At 54.6% G+C, this 24,186-nt stretch carries 21 protein-coding genes and 2 pseudogenes; 21 read left to right on the top strand and 2 right to left on the bottom strand.

Annotation, left to right across the window (positions count from 1 at the left end):
- The first annotated feature begins 58 nt into the window (after positions 1–58).
- The 3 genes from trxB (at position 59) to bshB1 (ending at position 3,159) form a co-directional block, all read left to right on the top strand.
- Positions 59–1,006, top strand: a complete 948-nt coding sequence (gene trxB, locus H9L05_RS17695) for a thioredoxin-disulfide reductase (protein ID WP_187732046.1) — start codon at positions 59–61, stop codon at positions 1,004–1,006.
- A 346-nt stretch (positions 1,007–1,352) separates the two neighbouring features.
- Positions 1,353–2,321 (top strand): M23 family metallopeptidase, encoded by a 969-nt coding sequence (locus H9L05_RS17690; protein WP_187732045.1) that lies wholly within the window; start codon positions 1,353–1,355, stop codon positions 2,319–2,321.
- A gap of 118 nt (positions 2,322–2,439) precedes the next feature.
- Positions 2,440–3,159 (top strand): bacillithiol biosynthesis deacetylase BshB1, encoded by a 720-nt coding sequence (bshB1, locus tag H9L05_RS17685; protein ID WP_187732044.1) that lies wholly within the window; start codon positions 2,440–2,442, stop codon positions 3,157–3,159.
- Positions 3,160–3,271: 112 nt separating this feature from the next.
- Here bshB1 and accC read toward each other — a convergent pair whose 3' ends face one another.
- A complete protein-coding gene (gene accC / locus H9L05_RS17680; RefSeq protein WP_187732043.1) occupies positions 3,272–4,783 on the bottom strand; it encodes an acetyl-CoA carboxylase biotin carboxylase subunit in 1,512 nt (503 codons plus the stop codon).
- A gap of 298 nt (positions 4,784–5,081) precedes the next feature.
- On the opposite strand from accC, the gene H9L05_RS17675 reads away from it, so the two are divergent.
- From H9L05_RS17675 to H9L05_RS17660, 4 genes and pseudogenes are all read left to right on the top strand, one after another.
- Positions 5,082–6,326 carry an aminotransferase class I/II-fold pyridoxal phosphate-dependent enzyme gene (locus H9L05_RS17675; protein WP_187732042.1) on the top strand — a complete coding sequence of 415 codons (1,245 nt, stop codon included), beginning with the start codon at positions 5,082–5,084 and terminating at the stop codon, positions 6,324–6,326.
- A gap of 248 nt (positions 6,327–6,574) precedes the next feature.
- A pseudogene (locus tag H9L05_RS26400) lies at positions 6,575–6,745 on the top strand (histone H1); the annotation flags it as partial.
- Positions 6,746–7,036: 291 nt separating this feature from the next.
- Positions 7,037–7,306, top strand: a complete 270-nt coding sequence (locus tag H9L05_RS17665; RefSeq protein ID WP_187732040.1) for a hypothetical protein — start codon at positions 7,037–7,039, stop codon at positions 7,304–7,306.
- On the top strand, positions 7,281–8,177 hold the full coding sequence (locus tag H9L05_RS17660; RefSeq protein ID WP_187732039.1) for a prohibitin family protein: 897 nt from the start codon (positions 7,281–7,283) through the stop codon (positions 8,175–8,177). The genes H9L05_RS17665 and H9L05_RS17660 overlap by 26 nt, the downstream gene beginning before the upstream one ends.
- A gap of 114 nt (positions 8,178–8,291) precedes the next feature.
- Here H9L05_RS17660 and tyrS read toward each other — a convergent pair whose 3' ends face one another.
- Complete coding sequence (gene tyrS / locus H9L05_RS17655) at positions 8,292–9,605, bottom strand: tyrosine--tRNA ligase (protein WP_187732038.1); 1,314 nt, start codon at positions 9,603–9,605, stop codon at positions 8,292–8,294.
- Between the two features lie 163 nt (positions 9,606–9,768).
- Here tyrS and holA point away from each other — a divergent pair, with 163 nt between their 5' ends.
- From holA to H9L05_RS17585, 14 genes and pseudogenes are all read left to right on the top strand, one after another.
- Entirely contained in the window at positions 9,769–10,821 is a 1,053-nt protein-coding gene (gene holA, locus H9L05_RS17650) for a DNA polymerase III subunit delta (RefSeq protein ID WP_187732037.1), read from the top strand.
- A 134-nt stretch (positions 10,822–10,955) separates the two neighbouring features.
- Positions 10,956–11,390 (top strand): response regulator, encoded by a 435-nt coding sequence (locus H9L05_RS17645; RefSeq protein ID WP_187732036.1) that lies wholly within the window; start codon positions 10,956–10,958, stop codon positions 11,388–11,390.
- 258 nt (positions 11,391–11,648) lie between these two features.
- A complete protein-coding gene (locus H9L05_RS17640) occupies positions 11,649–12,191 on the top strand; it encodes a hypothetical protein (RefSeq protein WP_187732035.1) in 543 nt (180 codons plus the stop codon).
- A gap of 243 nt (positions 12,192–12,434) precedes the next feature.
- The gene (locus H9L05_RS17635) at positions 12,435–15,647 is read left to right on the top strand and encodes a tetratricopeptide repeat protein (protein WP_187732034.1); all 3,213 of its coding nucleotides are present in this window, start codon (positions 12,435–12,437) and stop codon (positions 15,645–15,647) included.
- Positions 15,648–15,744: 97 nt separating this feature from the next.
- The gene (locus tag H9L05_RS17630) at positions 15,745–17,442 is read left to right on the top strand and encodes a TonB-dependent receptor (protein WP_187732033.1); all 1,698 of its coding nucleotides are present in this window, start codon (positions 15,745–15,747) and stop codon (positions 17,440–17,442) included.
- A 118-nt stretch (positions 17,443–17,560) separates the two neighbouring features.
- Positions 17,561–18,322, top strand: a complete 762-nt coding sequence (locus H9L05_RS17625) for an HU domain-containing protein (RefSeq protein ID WP_187732032.1) — start codon at positions 17,561–17,563, stop codon at positions 18,320–18,322.
- Positions 18,319–18,822: an SPOR domain-containing protein gene (locus H9L05_RS17620; protein ID WP_187732031.1), complete on the top strand. Its 504-nt coding sequence runs from the start codon at positions 18,319–18,321 to the stop codon at positions 18,820–18,822. Before H9L05_RS17625 ends, H9L05_RS17620 begins: the two co-directional genes overlap by 4 nt.
- 248 nt (positions 18,823–19,070) lie before the next feature.
- A complete protein-coding gene (locus H9L05_RS24110; RefSeq protein WP_223284537.1) occupies positions 19,071–19,523 on the top strand; it encodes a MotA/TolQ/ExbB proton channel family protein in 453 nt (150 codons plus the stop codon).
- Between the two features lie 90 nt (positions 19,524–19,613).
- Positions 19,614–20,027, top strand: a complete 414-nt coding sequence (locus H9L05_RS17610) for an ExbD/TolR family protein (protein WP_187732030.1) — start codon at positions 19,614–19,616, stop codon at positions 20,025–20,027.
- 56 nt (positions 20,028–20,083) lie between these two features.
- Positions 20,084–20,407, top strand: a complete 324-nt coding sequence (locus tag H9L05_RS17605; RefSeq protein ID WP_187732029.1) for a hypothetical protein — start codon at positions 20,084–20,086, stop codon at positions 20,405–20,407.
- Complete coding sequence (locus H9L05_RS17600) at positions 20,407–21,036, top strand: hypothetical protein (RefSeq protein WP_187732028.1); 630 nt, start codon at positions 20,407–20,409, stop codon at positions 21,034–21,036. Before H9L05_RS17605 ends, H9L05_RS17600 begins: the two co-directional genes overlap by 1 nt.
- Before the next feature lie 131 nt (positions 21,037–21,167).
- A pseudogene (locus H9L05_RS17595) lies at positions 21,168–22,473 on the top strand (bifunctional folylpolyglutamate synthase/dihydrofolate synthase).
- 322 nt (positions 22,474–22,795) lie between these two features.
- On the top strand, positions 22,796–23,317 hold the full coding sequence (gene trmB, locus H9L05_RS17590) for a tRNA (guanosine(46)-N7)-methyltransferase TrmB (protein WP_317175002.1): 522 nt from the start codon (positions 22,796–22,798) through the stop codon (positions 23,315–23,317).
- 9 nt (positions 23,318–23,326) lie between these two features.
- Positions 23,327–24,178 carry a maleylpyruvate isomerase N-terminal domain-containing protein gene (locus tag H9L05_RS17585; protein ID WP_187732027.1) on the top strand — a complete coding sequence of 284 codons (852 nt, stop codon included), beginning with the start codon at positions 23,327–23,329 and terminating at the stop codon, positions 24,176–24,178.
- Positions 24,179–24,186 lie beyond the last annotated feature (8 nt).

The raw sequence follows: 24,186 nt of genomic DNA, 5'->3' as shown, positions 1-24,186 counted from the left end.
TCAAACGAGCACCCAGGCCATATTCAATTTTTTTATTGCATCTCCGCTTTCACCAGAAATGGAAAATACCAATTCGGAACACGTAAAGTGTTTGATTATCGGTTCGGGACCAGCCGGCTATACAGCAGCTATTTATGCCGCCCGTGCTAATATGCAGCCCGTTATGTATCAAGGTTTGCAGCCCGGTGGACAGCTTACTATTACTAACGACGTCGAGAACTTTCCTGGTTACCCGGATGGGGTGATGGGGCCGGCTATGATGGAAGACTTGAAAAACCAGGCGGCGCGCTTTGGAACGGATGTCCGTTATGGTCTGGCCACGGCAGTGGACTTTTCGGGTCATCCGCACCAGGTAACTATTGACGAGCATAAAACCATCACCGCCGATACTGTGATTATCGCTACTGGTGCTTCGGCTAAGTGGCTTGGCCTAGAGTCAGAAGCACGGCTGAATGGCTCGGGTGTATCGGCTTGTGCTGTTTGCGACGGTTTCTTTTATCGCGGTAAGGAAGTTGCCATTGTAGGCGCTGGCGATACGGCGGCTGAGGAGGCAACGTATCTAGCCAACCTGTGCTCGAAAGTGTACATGATTGTGCGGAAGGGTGAGATGCGCGCTTCGAAAATCATGCAGAAGCGTGTAGTCGACAACCCCAAAATAGAGGTTCTGTGGAACACGGTAACCGACGAAATTCTGGGCGAGCATGCCGTGGAAGCGGTGCGCGTGAAGAATACGATGACTCATGAAACGCGTGAAATTCCGGTGGAGGGCTTTTTTGTTGCTATCGGGCACGAACCTAATTCCAAGATTTTTCAGCCCTTTCTGCACCACGATGAGCAAGGGTATTTGAAAACGATTCCTGGCTCATCCAAAACCAACGTCGATGGTGTGTTTGCCTGTGGTGATGTGCAGGACTACACCTATCGTCAGGCGGTGACGGCGGCTGGCACAGGCTGTATGGCTGCTTTGGACGCAGAACGGTATCTGGCTGCTTTAGGTGAGCATTAAAGGATTTTTTAACTCACGTCATACCAAGCCGGGCAAAACATTTTGTTCAGCTTGGTATGACATCTCTTTAATTTAAGTTTTCCAGGCTCTTTGCCTATAAGCCACACACTAGCCACCAGGCATTCACGTTTGGTTGCTTAACTTGCTATCTTGAAAACTGCCCTTAGGGGCGAGGAACGCCTCAACGTCATTCGCTTTTGTTGAATTTTTTGAAATATGGGCTACTGCCCCTGTTGATGATTGGGCTGCTGCTTGCGTGGCCCAACTCAGCCCAGGCCCAACGCCGAAAAGCCCCCAGCCAAAAGCTAAGGGTGGCTCGGCGGGCCAGCGGAAGGATTTCTTCCGCATGAAATCGCCCACGATCCGCTACGTGCGGCCCGATACGACTGTTCTTATAAAGACGGAAGATTTGCCCGATGACAACTCGGAAGCAGCCAAATCAATCTTCTTCAATCCCGCCAAAAAGCTGTCGATGGTCAGTGAGGATACCACCTCACTGAATGAAGGCGAGCAGCATATCGTGGAAGTGTCTGACGAGGTTCGCATTGACAGCTCGTGGGTGAAAGTGGCTGGCTATTACGCCATCTGGGATACGCGCAACATCAATCCATATCGCGTTGATGGTCGCCGGCTGCGCGATACGCTCACGCTGAAGCTGGTAGATCCGCCGCGGAAGCGATATGCCAAAATGCCTCTGGGTACGACGCCTACCACTTCCGATTTTGGGTTTCGTGGTAGCCGCTGGCACTATGGCGTTGACCTGGATCTGAATACCGGCGACACCGTGCGCGCCGCCTTCGATGGGGTAGTGCGGATCTCGAAATGGGACGGAAGCGGCTACGGAAACTATCTGCTGGTGCGTCACTATAACGGTATTGAAACCCTATATGGCCACCTGAGCAAGTCGCTTGTTACGACGGGCACTTTTGTGAAAGCTGGACAAGTTATCGGGCTGGGGGGCAATACGGGCCGCAGCACAGGCTCGCACCTTCACTATGAGGTGCGCTACGAAGGCAACCCCATAGACCCCGAGCGGATGTATGACTTTCCGGATTATAAGCTTCGGCAAGACAATTTTCAGATTACCTCGGCTCTGTTCAACTATTACAGTAAAGCCCTACAGAGCCGCTCACGGTCTGGCTCCAGCAGTAGCAGCAAGCCAACAGCCGCACGGCGGATTGTAACGCATAGGATCAGAAGTGGCGATACGCTCTCCGAAATAGCTGAAAAATACGGCGTATCGGTTAGTCAGATTAAGCGGCTGAATGGTGGCACGTCAACCTTACGTATCGGTCGTACGTTGCGTATTAAATAATCTGCCCTCTAGAATTCTTCACTGACTTAGCCGGTAAAGCGCTGGTTGTTCTGCTACAACAGCAGACGCCTCAGCTTTTACCGGCTAAGTCATTTGACGTTTTAACCACCCCTGCAACATGAAATTAGATATTCTGGCCATCGCCGCCCACCCCGACGATGCGGAAATGTCCTGTGCCGGTACTTTACTAGCCGAAGCGTCCCGAGGCAAGAAGATAGGAATAGTAGACTTAACGCGGGGAGAGCTTGGCACGCGGGGCACTCCCGAAATACGAGCTGCAGAGGCCGCCGCCGCTTCCAGAATACTGGGCCTGCACGCCCGCGAGAACCTGGGATTGGCCGACGGCTTTTTTTATAACGACCGGGAACACCAATTGCCGATAATTGCCGCCGTGCGACGCTATCGACCCGATATTGTACTGCTTAATGCCATTCACGACCGCCACCCAGACCACGGCCGGGGTTCCCAGCTGGCTTCCGAATCGTGCTTTCTGTCGGGGCTGAAGATGATTGAAACGCTGGATGAAAATGGCCAGCCCCAGGCCGCCTGGCGGCCCCAACTGGTATATCACTATATACAGGACCGGCAAATTGCGCCCGATTTTGTGGTTGATATATCGGAGTTCTGGGATAAGAAGTGGGAGGCAATTCAGGCTTTCAAAAGCCAGTTCTTCGACGCGAACAGCACCGAACCCGTTACGTATTTGTCTACGCCGGCCTTTTCGAAGTTTATGGAAGCTCGCGCCCGTGAGTTCGGGCACTTAATAGGAGTAGAGTTCGGCGAAGGATTCACCCGCGAGCGGACACTGGGGGTGCGGCAGCTGTCGGATTTGGTTTAAATCAGCTTCGATAAAAATTGAATTCTGCTTCTCTGCCATTAAGTAAGCATCCTAAAAAAGTCCCCCCAGAATGTTTCTGGGGGCTTTTTTAGGATGCTTACTTAATGTTCTGTTAGCGCGTGCCCAACCGATTCCGCTTCCAGGCTGAACCTGTAGCGGAAGATTCGGGCGTAGCGGCAACAATTGGCGTTTTCTTCTCGGCGAGCAGCGTCGCGCCGAGCACGGCCGCCAGCTTATTGATTTCCGCTTCATCATCGGTGCCAATAGCCAAATTGGCGGGGGTGAAGTGGTCGCGGATGAAGTTTGTGTCAAAATTGCCCCCCACGAAGGCCGGGTGCTGAAGTACGAAGCGGCCGAAGGAGAGCGTGGTTTCAATACCCGTAATCTGGTACTCATCGATGGCGCGCAGCATACGGGCAATGGCTTCCGCGCGGTCTTTGCCGAAGGTGACGAGCTTGGCAATCATGGGGTCGTAATAGATCGGAATATCCATGCCTTGCTCGAAGCCGTCATCAACGCGGACGCCAGGGCCCTGGGGTCGCACGTAGGTAGAGAGCGTGCCGATATCGGGCAGGAAGTTGTTGGCCGGGTCCTCGGCGTACACGCGCAGCTCAAGGGCATGGCCGGTAATAGTAAGATCATCCTGCTGGAAGGGCAGGGGCTCGCCCTGAGCCACCCGAATCTGCTCTTTCACGAGGTCCAAGCCTGTGATTTGCTCCGTGACGGGGTGCTCCACCTGCAGACGCGTATTCATCTCCAGGAAATAGAAATTGTGGTTTTCGTCGAGCAGAAATTCCACCGTGCCGGCTCCGGTATAGTTGCAGGCGCGGGCCACATCCACGGCCGCGCGGCCCATCTGCTCGCGTAGCTCAGGCGTGAGCACGGAGGAGGGCGCTTCCTCAATCACCTTCTGATGGCGGCGCTGAATGCTGCATTCGCGCTCAAAAAGGTGTACAATATTGCCGTGCTCATCACCCAGCACCTGAATTTCGATGTGGCGAGGCGAGCCGATGTACTTTTCAATGAATACAGCACCATCGCCAAAAGCACTGGTAGCTTCCGATACGGCCAGCTGCATCTGCTCCTCAAACTCGCTTTCCGCATTCACGATGCGCATGCCCTTGCCGCCACCGCCCGCAGATGCTTTAATCAGAATAGGGAAACCAACCTGGCGCGCCACTACTTTGGCGGCTTCCACATCCGTGATGGCCTCCTCGGTGCCGGGCACCATCGGAATATCAAAGTCGGCCACCGCGGCTTTGGCAGCGAGCTTGGAGCCCATCAGCTCCATAGCCTCAGGCGAGGGACCAACGAAAATTAAGCCTGCCTCCTTTACCTTCCGGGCAAAGGCGGCATTCTCGCTCAGAAAGCCGTAGCCGGGGTGAATGGCGTCGACGCCAAGCTGGCGGCACACTTCCAGAATCTTGTCGCCGCGCAGGTAGCTTTCGCTTGATTGTGGACCCCCCACGCACACGGCCTCATCGGCGTAGCGCACGTGCAGGGCCTGGCGGTCGGCCTCACTATAAATAGCTACGGTCTGGATGCCCATCTCGCGGGCCGAGCGCAACACACGGAGTGCGATTTCGCCCCGGTTGGCAACCAGTAGTTTTTTGATTTGCTTCATGTAAGGGGTGGGAAATGGCTGGTAATAGAAACCAGATGCCAGCTTAGGAGGACAATAAAGTCAGTTTTTTGTGCTATACTGGAAACTGACAAGGAACAATTTACCGCTAACTTAGCTCAAAGAAACACCATTCTGTTGGCTCGGGGAAGTGCTGGGGGGCATTTTTATGCTGCGTCAGCAAAGTAGAAAGCCACGGCTTTCGCAGTTACCTTCGTGAATTGCCATAACTTTGCACAAGACCGGTGGTTGTGTCCAGCATACTACTGCCGTATTCGTTTCACATTTAATTTATTCCTCCGTGGATCTTTTCGAGAAGATTGCTTCCAACCGCGGCCCATTGGGCAGCCACTCGCACTATGCGCACGGCTACTTTACCTTTCCCAAGCTAGAAGGCGAGATCAAGCCCCGCATGATTTTTCGCGGGAAGGAAGTGCTTACCTGGAGCCTCAATAACTACTTAGGTTTGGCTAATCACCCGGAGGTGCGCCGGGTAGACGGTGAATCTGCCATGGAGTGGGGTATGGGTACGCCCATGGGCGCCCGTATTATGAGTGGCAACTCCAACCTGCACGAGCAACTGGAGGCTGAGCTGGCCGACTTCGTGAAGAAGCCCGATGCCCTGCTGCTCAACTTTGGCTACCAGGGCATCGTGTCTATCATCGACGCCGTGGTGAACCGCCACGATGTGATTGTATACGACGCCGAGTCGCATGCCTGCATTATTGATGGCGTACGGCTGCACCAGGGCAAGCGCTTTGTGTATCCGCACAATGATATGGAAAGCCTCGAAAAGCAGCTGCAGCGGGCCACCCGCATGACGGCCGAAACCGGCGGCGGTATTCTCGTGATTACGGAGGGTGTGTTCGGCATGTCAGGCAACCAGGGCAACCTGCGCGATGTGGTGGCTCTGAAGGAAAAATATCAGTTCCGATTGCTCGTTGACGATGCGCACGGATTCGGCACAATGGGCGCTACCGGCGCTGGAGCGGGCGAAGAACAGGGTGTTCAGGACGGCATTGATCTTTATTTTTCAACGTTTGCGAAGAGCATGGCGAGCATCGGAGCCTTCGTAGCGGGCCCTGAGAGCGTAATTGAATATTTGCGATACAATATGCGTAGCCAGATTTTCGCCAAATCGCTACCTATGCCGCTTGTAGTGGGTGCAATGAAGCGTTTGGAGCTCCTCCGCACGCAACCAGAGCTGAAAGAGAATCTCTGGACGGTGGTTAGGGCTTTGCAGAGCGGTTTGCGCGAAAAGGGCTTTAATATCGGTACTACGCAGTCGCCGGTGACTCCTGTGTTCCTGAGCGGCGAAATCCCCGACGCAACGCAAATAACCTTCGATTTACGCGAGAATCACGGTATTTTCTGCTCTATCGTGGTTTATCCGGTAGTTCCAAAGGGCGTGATTATGCTCCGCCTTATCCCAACGGCCGTGCATACGCTCGAAGACGTGCGCCTGACCATTACGGCCTTCGAAGCGGTGGCTGAAAAGCTCAATAAGGGCCTGTATTCTAAGACTACTGCATCCGTGCAAGCCTAGTCAGTTTAGCAATTTGTGGAAGCGTTAACGCCGACAATCATAATGGTTGTCGGTGTTATTTTTTGTATTATCCCGTTGTATGGTCATGGTTGGGGGAGGTGTTATTTGGTTGTAAGGGGGGCAAAAATCGCCCTATAAAGCGCTGGGGGGCGTTTTAGAAAAAAAATAGAAATATTGCTTGTATTTGAAATCCCTGTATATTAGAGCCAGTCAATAACAACCTTTCTTCCCCCATAAACCCTTTTCCAATGAACAATTTTAGCAAGCTCAAGGACCTAGTAATGTCGCTCGAGGGTGACTTCGACAAGTTTTACGATAAGCAGAACTCAGCCGCCGGTACCCGTGTGCGCAAGGGAATGCAGGAGTTGAAGAACATGGCCCAAGAGATCCGCACCGAAGTGCAGAACATGAAGAACACTGGCGGCGAAGCTGCCGGCGCTAAATCTGCTCCAGCTGCTAAGAAAGCTGCTCCAGCCGCTGCCAAAAAAGCCGCTCCAGCAAAGAAGAAGTAATTCACGGCCCTATGCGGAGTTTTTAGATTCCGCCTATTCCGTGAACCTTGCTACTGCTAAAAAGCCCCCCAGGGATTTTCTGGGGGGCTTTTTTTATTGATTGTAAGGATTCTGGCGAAACGCCAAGAGACAGCATTAGGTGGTGTATGCAACAGTTCAGATATTGCGGCACTGTCCCATTGATTCAGCTACTTCATTATGCCCACTAAACGCACTTATTATCTGTGGATGGCTGCCTGGGCGCTGTTCTACGCTGGTGTGCTGCCTTATGCCGTGCCGATGTTCCTCCACTGGCTTAGCAGCCCTTCCGACTGGTGGCTGGGCTGGGGAATAGCAGGGCTTTCGGTACTGGCTGTAGGCGTAGCTTTCTCCATGTATCAGGCCGCACGGGGCCTTGTCCGCTTCTTATCCCATTCATCTTCTACTCCACCATCTTCATTTAATGACCGATCTTCTACAAAATTCTAACCGTCGCTGGCTGAAGCCTATCGTTTTTGGCAGCTTATTATTAGTAGCAACTATTGCCGGGTGCAGTCTGATTAAAGTAGAGCGCATCGACGCGGGCAACGTGGGCATTAAAGTAAACCTGGCGGGCTCCTCGCGCGGCGTTGACGATATTACGTACACCACCGGCTGGGTATTCTACACGCCGCTGAGCACAGCCGTGTATGAGTTTCCGGTGTACACCCAGCACAAGGAGTACGAGGAGTTTGAGGTGCAGAGCAAGGACGGCTCGGGCTTTGGGGTGGCACCCAGCCTCAACTATTTTATTCAGTCGGATAAGGTGGACGACATCTTCCGCCAGTACCGGCGCCCGCTGCCCGATATTGAGGACGGATTCCTTAAAACGGCCGTGTACGAAGCCTACCGCGTAGCTACCAACCGCTACACGGCCGATAGCCTGATCAGCAACCGGGGCAGCTACGAGGCGCAGGTGAAGGCCAACCTCGTCGGTCAGCTCCAGACCATGGGCTTCACCGTGCAGCAAATCACCACCAAGCTGGAGCCGCCGGCCAGCCTGAAAGCCGCCATCGACGCGAAAAACACCGCCGTACAAACCGGCCTGCAAACCGAAAACCGCATTCGGCAGGCCGAAGCCCAGGCGCGCATCAACATTGCGGAGGCCGAGGGCCGGGCCAAATCGATTCGCATTGCGGCCGACGCGCAGGCGTATGCCAACGAAAAGCAGCAACAGTCGCTGACGCCGCTGCTCGTGCAAATGCGCTGGATTGAAGCCTGGGAAAAGGGTGGAAGCGCCGTACCGGCCTATACCTCAGGTAGCGGCGGCAGCGGCAGCCAGTTTTTGCTACAGCTTCCTGCCGGCGCGGTAGGCAAATAATCCATGTTTATTGTTCTGTAAAAAAGCCCCCCAGACATGATCTGGGGGCTTTTTCGTACTCATAGAATGAATTCTTTTATCTGCCTGCTCTAAAAGGGTGATGAAAGCAGAGCCTTAGACAAGCGAAATCAAGAAGTAATTTTTCTTGCCTTTCTGGGCCACCAGATACTTATCCTGGAGCAAAGGAAGCTCAGATACAGCTTGATCGGCGGCAGCCACTTTCTGACGGTTCAGGCTCACGCCACCGCCTTGAATCATCTTTTTAACCTCGCTTTTCGAAGGAAAAATCTGGTACTGGGTGGCTTCGCTGAGCAAATCAGCTACCAGCAAGCTGCCAGCTTGCTCGCGCGGCACTTCAAGGCGCGGCACGCCGGCGAATACGTCGAGCAGCGTAGCTTCGTCGAGGCGTTGCAGATCTTCGAGGTCGCCTTTGCCAAACAGAATCTCAGAAGCAGCTACCGCTGCTTCATACGCCTCGGCGGAGTGGACGCGGCTAGTGACGTCTTTGGCCAAGGCCTTCTGCAGAATGCGCTGGTGCGGAGCCGGCGCGTGTTGGGCTTCCAGATCCAGAATTTCGGCCTCGCTGAGTAAGGTGAACACCCGGATTAGGCGGCTGGCGTCGGCGTCGGCAGCGTTGAGCCAGAACTGGTAGAACTGGTAGGGCGAAGTCATTTGGGGCGAAAGCCACACGTTGCCGCCCTCCGACTTGCCAAACTTGGTGCCGTCGGCCTTCGTGACCAGCGGGCAGGTAAGAGCGAACGCCTTGCCGCCGTCGAGGCGCCGGATAAGCTCGGTGCCCGTCGTGATGTTGCCCCACTGGTCGGAGCCGCCCATTTGCAGGGTGCAGTTCAGCGTTTTATAAAGATGACTAAAGTCGTAGCCTTGCAGGAGCTGGTAGCTGAACTCCGTGTAAGATAGGCCTTCTGCACGTTGCTCGCCTTCCGCCTCGGGAGTTCCCAAACGGCGCTTAACCGAATCCTTAGCCATCATGTAGTTTACCGTAATGTGCTTGCCTACATCACGCAGAAACTCCAGGAAGCCAAATTCCTTAAACCAGTCGTAATTATTGACCACGACAGCGCCAGTCGGGCCGTCATTAAACTCTAGAAACCGCTCTAATTGAGCCCTAATGCCAGCCTGGTTTATACGCAGTGTTTCCTCATCCAGCAGGTTGCGCTCCGACGACTTCATAGAGGGGTCGCCGATCATGCCGGTGGCGCCGCCTACCAGTGCTACCGGCCGGTGGCCCGACCGCTGCAAATGCACGAGCAGCATGATAGTGGCCAGGTTGCCAATGTGCAGGGAAGCGGCCGTGGGGTCGAAGCCGATGTAGCCGCTGATGGGCTGATGTTCGGCCAGATGCTCTGCCGTGCCAGGCATGGTATCGTGCAGCATTCCGCGCCAGCGGAGTTCGTCGAGTAAATTCAAAGCAAGAAGAAGTTTTGACTGTTAACTGTTGAATGACGACCGTGAGCCCACATTCAACCATTTCTGCGGCAAAGGTAAGCGGTGAGGCGCGTCGTAGCTTTACCTTTGCCTGGCTTAGGAAGAAAAGTATCCAGGCAATATTTCAACTCAACGCTTTACCGAAGTGCCCAACTTCAGCCCCGACGAGATTCTGAAGCAGCTCCAGCAACGGCAGTTTGCGCCCATCTATTTCCTGCAAGGGGAGGAGCCGTACTACATCGATCTGATTGCCGACATCATTGAGAAAAGCGTGATGCCGGAGCATGAGCGCGGCTTCAATCAGGTGGTGCTTTATGGCAAGGATGTGGATATAGCCACTATTCTGGGGCAGGCGCGGCGCTTTCCGATGATGGCGGAGCGCTCGGTGGTCATTGTGAAGGAAGCGCAGTCGGTGGCCGACCTGGAGCGGGAGAGTAGCTATCCGTTTTTTGAGGCGTACCTGAAAAATCCGCTGGCCAGCACGGTGCTGGTGTTTTGCTATAAGCACAAAACGCTGGACGGCCGCAAGGCGCTGTCCAAAGCTATGACCAAGCACGCGGCCGTGCTGACCAGCAAAAAGCTTTACGACAACCAGGTAGCACCCTGGCTGACGGGCTACGTGCGCAGCAAGCAGCAGCAAATTGCCCCCCAGGCCGTGGCGATGCTCAGCGAGTATATCGGTCCCGACCTAGGCCGGCTGACAAATGAAATAGATAAGCTGCTGCTCAACGTGAAGCCCGGCCAGGCCATCGATGAGGACCTGGTGCAGCGCCTGGTGGGCATTAGCAAAGACTACAACATCTTTGAGCTACAGCGCGCCCTGGTGCAGCGCGATGTGCTTAAGGCCAATCGGATACTGCATTACTTCGAAGCTAACCCGAAGGCTAATCCCATTATCCCGAACCTTACCTTGCTCTTCGGCTTTTTTACCAAGCTGCTCGTGCTGCACCAGATCGGCAGCCCCTCCGATGCTGACTTCAAAAAACTGGGCATGGTGAACAGCTTCCAGCAGAAAGATGCGCAGCTGGCCATGCGCAACTACAGCTTTCAGCGCACCCGCGACATCATTCACTTGCTGCGCCGCGCCGATGCGCAGAGCAAGGGTATCGAGTCGGGCTCGATGACGGAAGGGGAGATTTTGCGCGAGCTGGTATTCCTGATGCTGCACCCCGTGCCGCTGAGTGCCATAGCGGGCTAAGCATTTAATAACTACGTCATTGGCCAGTTATTAGTCCGCTGTTCAGTTTAAACCTTAGATTTGCCCCCCAACGAGTTAGCCTCAAGGGAACAACCGTTTTTTATTTAGCCCAACATTTATAATTAGGTATTTGCGTGGAGAAGCTACCGTGTATCCTTTTAGTTGATGATGACCCGATTAACAACTTTCTTAATCAACGACTACTGGAAGATTTAGCCATTGCTGACCAGCTAATGGTGGCGCTGAATGGTCAGGAAGCCTTTGCTTTATTGGATCAGCAATGCCCTGATGCCGCCTGTCCGGCCCTGATTCTGCTTGACGTGAATATGCCCGTGATGAATGGGTTCGAATTTCTGTTTTCCTATCAGCAGTTGCCGCTGGCTCGCAAAGAGGCCATCGTCATCATTATGCTCACCACGTCGGTGAACTCTCAGGACGTGGAGCGCGGACAGCAGCTTCATGTAGCCGACTTTCTGACCAAGCCGCTAACCAAGGAAAAAGTGAGGGAAATGCTCAGGAAACACTTTGGGTGGCAGCTGACTGAAGGCGAAATGAAACACATAAGCTAAACAATTGGCTTGTCGATTGCCATAGTATACTTTCTGGCCTTGTAAGCGTATTGGTGGCTGCAACGGCGAGCATTTTACTAGTTGTTTACTTCTTGTATTGTGAATCGGAACTCACTTTTTGGTCTGTTAGGAATTACGCTGCTTACATTTTTAGGGGCCTTTATACTAGGACGATGGACGCGGCCGGCGCCCTTATACAGCGCGAGTCAGGCAGCAGGGGCGTCCGGTTCAGCATTTACAACGGAGCAGTCGAACGCAATGAATGCAGACGCGGAATCGGACAGGCTGCTGGCGGCCATGCGAACTGCAGCCTACCAGGAAGAAGCCATTGAAGAATACCTGGCGCTCAACGCGCCAACCGCTTCAGTCAAGTTGAGGGCCGATACTAAAGCCCGCTCGAAAGAGATATCTAGGAAGTTTGCTCCCGCATCGGCTGCCTCATCTGATACGGCGCTGCTGGCCTCCGCCGCGTCGGCCGGAGCGGCTGATACGGCCCCTGATTCGGCATTGGCTACTGAAAGCATCACGCCCAAAACGGTGGTAGCCAAAGACGTTGTGGCTATAGAGGAGCGCCAGAACTATGCTGCCCAGTTGCCCAAGGAACTGCTGCAAAAAGGCATGGAAGCCACGATCAACGTGGTAGGGGAACAAGCCGACGTAATTATTATGTCGTCGCGATCCTTTGATGCTCAGAGCAAGGATACGGTAATCAAACAGGTATGCATCGAGCTCAAAGCCCTTGGTTTTAAGCGCGTGCACATCACTGATGGTGGCGACTACACCATGCATTTTGGCTTGTAAAAAAGCCCCCCAGCCGGCTCAGTAGCCTTTATGCCTTGCCCTGTATGCAGGAGCAGCCTTGCTGGCCTGATCTAAAGCCGTGCTATTCTGTAGGCAGCTTACTAGTGCGGCGGTATTATACCAAAAAAGCCCCCCAGCGCGTTGCCAAGCTGTGAGAATGCCTTTTCTGTGCAACCTCCACCACTTTTTCGCTACTTTTGGCCACTCCCGGGCCCGCAGCGCCCTTTCTTGTAACGCCCCGCAATGAAGTTATTTCCCCGCTTGGCGCTGGCCGCCACGCTTAGCACGGCGGCCCCACTGGTGGCCGCAGCCCAGCAAACCCAGGTTTTTGCCGCCGACGAGCGTCATTTCCAGGAAGGCCTTGAACTCTTCGACCGTGGCAAGTACGGCGCCGCGCAACAGTCTTTCCAGCGCTACCTCGACCTTACCCAGCGCCGCACCGGCGAACAGCGCGACCGCACCACCGACGCCGAATACTACTACGCCGTGTCGGGCCTCTACCTGTTTCACCCCGACGCCGAAGACCGGATTCTAGCCTTCGCGGCCAACAATCCGGCCCACCCGAAGGCAGCGGAGGCCTTTTTTCAGCTCGGTAAATTCTATTTCGACAAGAAGAATTACGCCAAAGCCGCTGAGTACATGCAGCGCGTGGGACCCGATAACCTGACGCTGGAGCAGCGTGAAGAATCGGAGTTTAAACTGGCCTACAGCTACTTCGCTCAGAAGGAATTCGATAAGGCACGTTTGCTGTTCGACCGCACCAAGCAAGGCAGCTCCGAGTATCGCTACGCCAGCAGCTACTACGCGGGCTATCTGGCATTCCGGGCGGGCGATTTTGCCGGTGCCCGCCGCGATTTGGCCGTGGCCGAGGAAAGCGACGGCTACCGCCTCGTAGTGCCCGCCGTCATGACGCAGATTTATTACAAGGAAGGCGACTTCGAGGGTCTGATTGCCTATGGATCGAAGGCATTGGCGCAAACCCCGCCGCCCCAGGGCGCCGATGAAATTCAGCTGCTCGTAGGCGATGCTTACTACCAGAAAAGCGACTTCCAGAGTGCGGCCGAGTACTTCAACCGCTACGCGGCCGGCCGCAAGAAGATGGACCCGACGGTGCAGTACAAAATCGGGTACGCCAACTATAAGATGGGCGACTTCAAGGGTGCGGTAAACAGCCTGAAGGGAGTAGCCGCCCGCAAGGACTCGCTGGGCCAGAACGCGGCCTATCATATGGGTCTGAGCTACTTGCAGCTCAAGCAGAATCAGCCTGCCCTGAATGCCTTCGACGCGGCCCGCAATGCCACCTTCGACCGCAACATCACAGAGAATGCCACCATCAAATACGCTCAGGTAAACTACCAGCTGGGTAATGGTCGGGAAGTAATTGCCTCATTAAAGGATTTCAACAAGAAGTTTCCCGGCTCCAAAAATGCGGCTGCCGCCGATGATATTCTGAGTGAAAGCTTTCTGAACTCATCCGACTACGCGCAGGCCATTTCTTACCTCGAAGGCCTGGATAACCGGAGCAGCCGCCTGAACGCTACCTATCAGCGCGTAACGTACTTGCAAGCGGCCACGCTGTACAACAACAGCAAGTTCAACGAGGCACTGCCGTTGCTGGACAAGTCGCTGAAATACCCCCAGGACGACGCCCTGCGGGCCGCCGCTCAGGTGCTGCGCGGTGAGATTTACAGTATCGGGCAGAAATATCCGGAAGCCATTCAGAGCTATACCGCAGCGGCCCGCACGGCCCGTTCCGGCAGCGCGGCCGAAACGGACTTCGACCAGAAAGCCCGCTATGGCCTCGGCTATGCTTATTACAACACCAAGCAGTATGATCGGGCGCGGCCGCAGTTTCAAGCGTATCTGAAGGATGCCGAAACCCGCCAGCCGGCCAATGACCCCAACTATTACGACGTAACCCTGCGCTTGGCCGATACTTATTATGTGGCCAAAGACTACAAGCAGGCCCTGACTGGCTACGACAAGGTTATTGCTTCCAATGCGCCCGACAAGGATTACGCTTATTACCAAAAGAGCGTAACACTGGGCTTATTAGGTCGCCAAGGTGAAGCTACCAATACGTTGAATACCCTGCTCAAAACTGCCCCCCAGTCGCGCTACGCCGACAATGCCGTATTTCAGCAGGCGCAGTTTGAGTTTGAGGCTGGTAATTTTCAGCCCGCCGTTGATGGCTTTTCGCGCCTGATTCGGGCTCGGCCTAACAGCGCCCTGATTCCGCAGGCCTTACAGAAGCGTGGCGTAGCGTACGCCAACCTCAATCAGCATGATAAGGCCGTGGCTGACTTTCGCCAGGTATTGGAGCGGTATCCGCGCACCAAATCGGCAACCAATGCGCTATCGGGCTTGCAAGAAAGCTTAGCCGCGTTGGGTAAGACCGAAGAATTTGACCAGGCGCTTGGACAATACAAGCAGCAAAACCCACAGAGTGGTGCTACTGAAAGTGTAGAGTTCGAAGCAGCCAAATCACTTTACACCGCTGAGAAGTACGCGCAGGCAATTCCGAGGCTGGAAGCTTACCTCAAGCAATATCCCAACACGTCCTTGGCCGCCGATGGCCGCTATTTCCTCAGTGACTCTTACCTGAAAACGGGTAAGCAAACCGAGGGCCTAGCTGGGTTGAAAAATGTGGTAACGGAAGGCAAGAGCGAGTTTGTCAACCGCGCCGCAGGTCGGGTTGCCGACTTGGAGTATGCCAATAAGAACTACCCGGAGGCCATCAAATACTACATTCGTTTGCGAGAAGTATCGCAGAACAAGCGGGAAGTAGCTGATGCAGGCATTGGGCTGATGCGGAGCTACTACGAAAGTGGTGACTACGACGGCACCCGCCGCGTGGCTCAGGATCTACGGGCGTTGGGTAGTGCTTCGCTGAACGCGACCAATGCGGCACTGCTTTATTTGGGCAAAGCCAGCTACAAAGCTGGCAACCTGGACCAAGCCATTCCCGAGCTGACTACCGCAGCCAGCACGGCCACAGATGAAAATGGCGCAGAGGCGCAATACCTTTTGGCCCAGGTATTATTCGACCAGAAGAAATACCCTGAGGCCTTGGATGCGGCCTACAAAACCAACGCCTCCAAATATGAGCTGTGGCAGGGTCGGGGCTTTCTACTTATCGCCGATATCTACGCATTGCAGGGTGATAATTTCCAGGCACGTGCCACGCTGAATTCCATCATCGACAACAAATTCCCGGTGGCGGAAATCATCGAAGGCGCTAAGCAGCGACTAGCTGCTCTGCCCGCCGATGGCGCTGCACCGGCGCCTGCAACGAGTGGTGCCAAGCCTACAAGCACATCGCCGGCGGGCACCAAAACAACTCCTGCCAAACCAGCTTCGCCAGCCGCTCGTCGGGCTGCTGCGCGTCAGGCTTTGCAGCCTACTCAGACTCAGCCAACCGATACTACAACTTCCCCAGTACCCGTAGAAGAATAGGGCGACTCTGTTTTGCTGAAATAATAAATAACTGATTAATAAATGGTTGAATAAGCTGATTTAAATCTAAGCTTATATTAAACCCAACTCCGTTGCTATGATGCTTCGCTCGCCTTATTCCCTGGCTCTGGTCACATTGCTGGCCGTGGCCGCGCCCCGCTATTCGTGGGCACAGCAGCGGCCGGGGGGCAAAATTGAAGACGCTGAAATTGAAATTGTAAAGGAGCGCGTGAACGAGCTGCCCGAGGCGACGCGCAACTTTGATAAGATCAAAGTAGAGGCACCAACCCCGCAGGCACAAACGGTACAGTTCACTTATCCCGACTTTCGGCTGCCTGCCGACCGCCTCAATCCGTCGGTGCGCGTTCTCACGATCAAACAGGAAGAATTAGCCCCCCAGACCGGCAACTACCTGAAGGGCGCGCTGGGCAACTACGGGACCATCTACGGCAAGGCTTACCTGCATAACACGCGCAATGAGGCCGCTTCCTATGGCCTCGATTTTAGCCACATTTCTTCTTCACGCGGACCCGTTGACCGTAAGAACTCCAGCCTCAGCCAGACCAGCCTGGGGCTGAATGGCGAAACCTACAGTGGTACTGCTGCCTTGGGCGCCAAGCTAGATTTGGGGCGGGAGCGGTATAATTTTTACGGCTACAACCGTGAGACCCAGAATTTGCCCCCCGATGTCGATGACATCAAGCAAGTGTTCACCCGCGCCGCCGCGAAGGTATATGCCCGCAACCGCGCCGCCGATGCGGCTTTTCAGTACGACTTTGGCGTAGGCTTTAACTATTGGAAAGATCGGTTTGCGGCTAGCGAAAGCAACTTCAATGCGTCGCTCCGCTCAGGCTATGCGTTGGGTGAGAAAGGTCGAATCGCATTGAATGGTGATGTATCCCTGATATCGCAAAAGGACGAGTTGACTACTACTAGTCGGCCATTCGTACAGTTCACGCCGGCTTTTGAAGCCGATCTGAACCGGTTGGCCGTATCGGTGGGCGCTACCCTGGGCTACACCGGTGACACCATTGGTACAGCTTCGCAGTTCAATGTGTATCCGGCAATTCGCTTGGGCTACACCGTGGCCGAGGATAAATTTGTGGTGTTTGGCGGACTGGGAGGGGCATTGCAGCGCGTGACTATGTACGATCTGACCACCGAAAACCCCTGGCTGGCTCCTAACCAGCGCGTGGCCGATACGCACCGGGGGCCAACTATTTACGGAGGCTTTACGGCGACACCTGCTCGGGGTCTGTCAGTAAGTGCCAAAGTAACGGCCGCTAACGACCGCAACTTGTATTTCTACGCTAACAGCCCTACCGATACCTCTCGTTTTGACTTAGTGTACGACCGCAAGTCAACACAATTGCTTAATGTGCACGGGGAAGTGATTTATAATGCTGCTGAGCAATTTCGGTTGGGCGTAAAGGCTGATTACAATGGCTATAACACCAAGACCTTGGCTGAAGCTTTTCACCGGCCTGCTTTCCAGTCGGTGCTGTTCGGAACTCACAACGTTGGCGATAAACTGTTGCTAGGGGCGGAGTTATATACGTATAGCTCTAGTTTCGGAGTAGGCTATAAGGCCGGCGGCATTGCTGATGACTTGGTGCAGGTGGTGCGTCCTACGGACACAGTGGTAGATTTGAACCTGCGTGGCGATTATCGTTTCTCAGAAAATCTGTCAATCTTTGCTTTAGGCAACAATTTGCTGGGCCGCAAGTACGAGCGTTTCCTGAACTACCCGGTGAAGGGCATCAACGTACTGGCGGGCGTGACCTATGATTTTTAATTTTTTACTGCGCTGATGCACTTGTAAATAGTAGGATATTCCGAAGCTTACTTCCGATAAGTAAGCTGTTTACAGCCTTAACGCAGCAAAGATTAACGCACCACAAACACAACCGACCTTGCCGATTTCCAACCATATTCTCAGCTTACTTCGGGACCACGACTGCGTGATTATTCCCGGTTTCGGCGGCCTTATCGCCGATTATGCGCCGGCCCGGATTCATCCGGTGCGCCACACGCTGACTCCACCAACCAAAACCGTCGCCTTCAATGGTGCTCTGACCCGCAACGATGGCTTGCTGGTTGATGCCCTGAGTCATGCGCTGCATGTGCCCGCTTCGGAAGCCCGTCAGATGGTGCGCAACGCGGTGGCTAATCTGCAGGCTGAGTTGGAAAGCGCCCAGCGCACGGAACTGCCGGGCATTGGAGTATTTCGCCGGGCTGCTGGAAGAGGATTGGAGTTTGAATACACGGGCACCCAAAATCTGCTCTCGGCCAGTTATGGACTACCCGAATTAGTATCGCGGCCAGTGCGGGCAACGGATGCCTTGCTGGCTCGCGAGCGGCAGCCTACGGCGCCCCAGCTCACCGTCGCGGGTCGTTCACGGAGGGCAGCTCGGGTGTTCAACGTTGCCGCCGCCACCGTACTTACCGGTCTGATGTTATCGGCTGGTTACTTGTTTGCTCTGCGCCTGGGCCACTTGCCTGATAGCTTCAGGGCGGTGCCGGCCTCGTGGGTGGCCCAAGAGCAGAAAATGCCCCCAGCACTATTAAACCGCAATCCAGAGCCACGCAGCAGGCTACGTTGGCCAACCATGGCTGGAGCGAAGAATTCGTGCCCGACGGTGCAGCCGATTCAACCGAACCGGTTGCCGTTGTGACTCCCGAAACTGCTGACTGGGATAAGAATCAGCCAACCAATACGCCTGCCTCCACTTCAGATACTGTAGAGAAGCCCATTGCCGAGGCTAGTGCAAAACCTTCTGCAAAGCCAGCAATTCCAGTAAAGCCGACAGAAGTAGTTAAACCGTTAGCCTCCTCGGCACCGGCTGTTGCTCCTGCGCCAGCAGTAAAAGCGGCTGCAACGGCGACGCCGGCTACAGCAGCCTCGACTCCAACAATTAAAACCCGGACAGGTCGTTTCTACGTGGTAGCCGGCAGCTTTGACACTCCTCGGAGCGTGGAAAAAGCACGGGCCGCTTTAGCCCGCAAAAACCGTCCTGCGCAGATATTGTGGCCCGTGCGTGCGACGCGCGCATCCGCTGGCAGCCGTTTTTACCGCCTCACTGTAGGCGAATTTGCCGACCGCGCTTCCGCCGACCGCAGCCTTTCTCAATTACGCAAACAATACGGCTCATCACTCTGGGTTCTTAAGTACTAAAATGACATCGTTGCTCCTGCAAATTACCACCACTGCTCCCCTTGATACTGCGGCTGTTGCCGCCAATGCTGCGGCCAACGCGGCTGCCCCGAACTGTCCCTGATTGATTTGGTGCTGCAGGGTGGGTGGGTAATGATTCCCATTTTTATTCTCTTCTCGATCTCTGTTTTTATTATTCTGGAGCGTTACATCACCATTCGCAAAGCCACCAGCAACCCTGATTCCTTCATGGGGGGCATTCGGGGCTGATGGTGAAAGGTGACTTGCAGGGGGCAAAAATGCTGTGCGCGCAAAATGCTTCGCCCTTAGCTCGCATGATTGAGAAGGGTATTCGCCGCATTGGCTTGCCCCTGAAAGACATCGAAACCAGTGTCGAGAACGTCGGTAAAATCGAGATTGCTCGTTTAGAGAAGAACATCAGCATCTTGGGTATCATCGCTGGTATTGCACCCATGCTTGGTTTCGTGGGTACCATTATCGGTGTAATCAAAATTTTCTACGCCATCAGCACCACCGGCGACTTCGGTATCGCCCAGATTTCGGGCGGCTTGTATACTAAAATGGTAACCTCAGCGGCTGGTCTTATCGTCGGCATCATTGCCCACGTTGGCTATCACTGGCTCAGCATCATGGTTGAGCGCCTGGTTTTCCGCATGGAAAACTCGGCCATTGAGTTCATGGACATCCTGCAGGATAATTAAAAATAAATGGTTGAAGGGTGAATGGCTGGGCGTTACACGACTTGCCATAACATGCAGCTATTTAACCATTCAGCCATCTAACAATTAAAAATGGATTTAAGCCGCCGCCGCAAGCTTTCCTCGCACGTCGAGACTAGCTCGATGAACGACATCATGTTCTTCCTGATGCTGTTCTTTTTGATTGTGAGTACGATGGTAAATCCCAACGTGATTAAGCTGCTTCTGCCTAATGCCCGCTCAGGCAAGGCCGTGATGAAAGAGACAATCAATATCTCCGTTGATGCCGCTGGGCAGTACTTCCTAGATCGTCAGCCTGTAACTTCAACCGATTTGGAATCGGCCCTTAGCAAGCGCATAACTGGTCTCGATCAGCCTACAGTGGTCTTGCGCGTCGATGCATCTTTGAACGTGCAGAAGCTGGTAGATATTCTCGAAATCGGCAACCGGCTGAAAGTGAAAATGGTGATGGCCACGCAGGCACAGCAAAGCGCCGCGCGCGGGTAGGAACGCGCCCTTTATGGTTTGCGTTGAACAACTCGATACTTAATTATAGATAACTCATGGCACTCGATTACCGCGAACATCACCGCCGGGAGGCGCTAGTCGGGACGGTGATCGTTCATGTCTTGCTGTTATTGCTGTTCATATTTACCGTTTTCAAGGGGCCAGATCCGCCCTTAACGGAAATGGGTGGTGGTGGTGTTGAGCTGAACTATGGCGTGGATGAAGCCGGCTATGGCGATATCCAAACGCTGGCCCAGGCCAATAACTCACGCAATACCGAGGACAGCCGCCCCCGGCTCGTAACCCTGATCCGCAGCCCACACCACAGCCAGCGCGGGCTGCAGCCCCCACGCCGCCCGATGCCGCGGAGGAAAAAATAGTGACTAGTGAGGCGGAGGAAAGCCCCGTCAAAATTTCACCAGTAGAGCGTCCTACGCCGCCCAAGCCGGTTGTACGAGAAACGCCACCCGTAGAAAAGCCAGAGCCGGTGAAGGAAGTTGTGCGCGAAGCTCCTCCTGCCCCCAAACCCCGCACTTTATATACGCCCAAGGGCAGCGATGATGGCGGTGGCAATGGTTCTGCCGGTACGAGCAATACACCCACTGGCAACAATAACGGCGACCGCCCCGGCGCGACAGGCGACCAGGGCAATCCTAAAGGCAGCCTTGATGCCCGCGCCCTCTACGGTACGCCCGGCAGTGGCGGTGGCGATGGTGGCGGCTCGGGGGGCGGCAGCGGCTCCGGTGACGGCTTCGGCAACGGTGGCTGGGCATTTGCCAACAAGCCGCAGCCGCCGCTCGTCGATAATCAGGGTGGTTATTTGCGTTTTAAGATTACAATTGACGGAGAAGGCGAGATTATTTCGGTTGGTAAAGTTGCCGGCACCATGTCAGCAGCCCAGGTGCAGGCTTGCATCAAAACGATTCGCGAGCAGTTCTCCTTCCGCAAAACGCGCCCTGATCCGGGTGGGGGCGTAGGGTATATTACCTTTCGGTTCCGCCTGGAATAGTTAGCTATTTTCTTCATTCACGTAGCCGCCAGTCGGATTTATCCGGCCGGCGGTTTTCTTTTGCGCTCACATCAGCGCTCATTAGCAAAATAATTGAGCAGGGTTCGACCTACTTATTGATTCTACTTCCCATGACTTACGCCGAAACGTTGGCTTACCTGTACGAGCAACTGCCTATGTTTCAGCGGGTAGGAGCAGCAGGCTATAAGGAAGGATTGGGGAATACGGAAGTACTGGCTGAGGCCCTTGGTCACCCGGAGCGTCGCTTTCGTAGCGTGCACGTAGCCGGTACCAACGGTAAGGGGAGTAGCTCCCACATGCTGGCGGCTGTGTTGCAGGCGGCGGGATATAAAGTAGGCTTGTACACTTCACCTCATCTGCGTGAGTTCACGGAGCGCATCAAAATCAATGGCCAGGAATTGCCCCCCAGCTATCTGGTGGCATTTGTGGAGCAATGGCGTCCGTTGTTTGAGGAAGTAAAGCCGTCCTTTTTTGAGATGTGCGTGGCGTTGGCTTTCCAATATTTTGCCGAAGAGAAAGTAGATATCGCCATCGTGGAAGTGGGCTTGGGCGGCCGGCTGGATTCCACTAACATCATTACGCCACTGGTTTCGCTGATCACCAACATCAGCTTCGATCATCAGGCGTTGCTGGGAGACACGCTGCCGCTCATCGCTGCTGAGAAAGCCGGAATAATCAAGCCGGGCGTGCCCGTTGTTATTAGCCAGACGCAGCCGGAAGTAGCTGCTGTTTTTGAGGAAAAAGCCCACCGACTGGCCGCGCCCCTGACGTTTGCCGACCAGCAATATCAAGTTGAAAAAAATGCCCCCCAGTCATCGGATACGGAAACACAGCGCTTTACTATAAAGCTACATGAACTTCCAGTACTGAATGAGCTTGAGATAGGTTTGCTGGGTGAATATCAGCGGTTTAATTTACCTGGCGTGTTAGCCGTTTTAGCCGATTTGCAACGGCAGGGATTCCAAATTCCTGAGTCAGCAGTGCGTCAGGGATTGAGCCAAGTGAGCCAGCTTACGGGGCTTCGAGGGCGCTGGAGTATTATCGGGCGCCGCCCGTTGGTGGTATGCGATACAGCCCATAATGAGGCAGGGTTACGCCTGGTAACTGCCCAACTGGCACAACTCAAGTACCATCAGCTGCACGTAGTGTTGGGTGTAGTAAACGATAAGGACGTGACCAAAATGCTCACGCTTTTGCCCCCACGGCCACCTATTATTTCTGCCAGGCAAGCATTCCGCGTGCTTTGCCCGCCGCTGAACTAGCGGAGCGGGCTGCCGTAGTTGGGCTCCGGGGGCAATTTATGGACCTGTAGCAGCGGCGGTGAAAGCTGCCCGCGCTGCTGCAGGGCCGGATGATGTGGTTTTTATCGGTGGAAGTACCTTTGTGGTAGCTGAGGTCGAGGAGCTTTACGGATAGGAATGGGGCTTAGTGGTGTGATTAATCACCATCTCAATCCGTCTGACATGCAGAGCGGTAGCGAAGCATCTCGCGTGTTTAGTAGGAGTACTAATTAAACGACCGCGAGCAAGATGGTTCGCCTCGGCTCTGCATGACAGTCAATTCTCCCTGAGGGATTAATAAGATAAATAATCAAATAAATGAGTCGAGTGAAACTTGTACGCTTCGCCCACAACGCGGAGCGGACCGATATTGTAGAGCCGGGCAAATCCAACTATGAGCAGTTGGGGGGCGCTGGCATCAGGATTTCTTTCAGAATGATAACCCCATTACGCTGGAAATGGGCTGCGGCAAGGGTGACTACACGGTGGGCCTGGCCGCTCGCTACCCGGAGCGCAACTTTTTGGGTCTTGACATCAAGGGCGACCGAATCTGGCGGGGCAGTACCCGCGCCGAGGAATTGGGCCTGACGAACGTAGGTTTTTTGCGCACGCGGGCCGAGTCGCTGAATGCGCATTTTGCCCCCCAGGAGCTAGCCGAGATATGGGTCACCTTCCCCGACCCGCGACCCCGCGACCGGGATATCAAGCGCCGCCTCACGTCGCCGCGCTTCCTCAATTTGTATCAGGAAATAGTGCGCACGGGAGGGCTTGTTCACCTCAAAACGGACGATACGCCGCTGTATGAATACACACTTGAAACGCTGCAAACCCGTCCGGGAGCCCGTATTTTAGCCCATACCGCCGATATTTACGCCACGCCTGAGCTGCTGCCCCACGCCGAAGATATCCAAACCCATTACGAGCGTCGATTTCGCGGCGAGGGCATCGCTATCAAGTACATTCAGTTTACGCTGAGTTAAAGTCGATTTATGTCCGCTGCGCGCCCTATACCTATCGAAACCCTGCCTTTATTTTCCATCCTGGATGAGAAGCTGCTGTCGTTTCTTAAAGGTTTGGACCCCGCAGAGTGGGAGCTACAAACTTTGGCACCGCAATGGAAGGTGATGGACGTGGCTTTGCACTTGCTGGCTGGCAACCTACAAACGCTATCCATGCTGCGCGACGGCTACTTTGGGGTGACGCCTGCCGATCCGAACAGCTACGAAGGTATCGTGCGGTTTCTGAACGAGCTGAATGCTGATTGGATAAAAGCCACCCGGCGGCTGAGTCCGCGCATTGTGCTAGAGCTGTTGGAGTCGACGGGGAGCGAGTATACAGCCTTTTTACATACGTTAGACCCTTGGGAGCCGGCCGCTTTTGCCGTGGGCTGGGCCGGGGAGCAAACCTCGCTCAACTGGTTTCACATTGCCCGCGACTACACTGAAAAGTGGCACCACCAGCAGCAAATCCGCCAGGCCGTGGGGCGGGGCGAAGACGAATTAGTAGCGCCGGAATTGTATCAGCCCTTTCTGGCTACCTGCATTCGGGCGCTGCCGCACCACTACCGTCAGCTGGCCGCTGAGCCTGGGCATGCGCTGCAATTCACGGTAACGGGCGCGGGCGGCGGCACCTGGTTTCTGGTGTACAGCAGCGGTGGGCAGTGGGAATTACAGGAAAGCGCGACGGGTGCTGTCGAGGCAGTAGTTACCATTGATGGCGCCGTAGCTTGGCGCTTATTTACCAAAAGTCTGCCGCGCACCCAGGCCGCAGCCCATATACAGGTAACGGGCGACGAACGCTTGGGTGAGCAGGTGTATAACTTAGTAACGGTGATGGGCTAAAAAAGCCC

The sequence above is a fragment of the Hymenobacter qilianensis genome (assembly GCF_014489555.1).
Lineage (GTDB): Bacteria > Bacteroidota > Bacteroidia > Cytophagales > Hymenobacteraceae > Hymenobacter > Hymenobacter qilianensis.
Note: the sequence above shows the minus strand (reverse complement) of the source record. Positions and strands in the feature narration are given on the sequence as shown.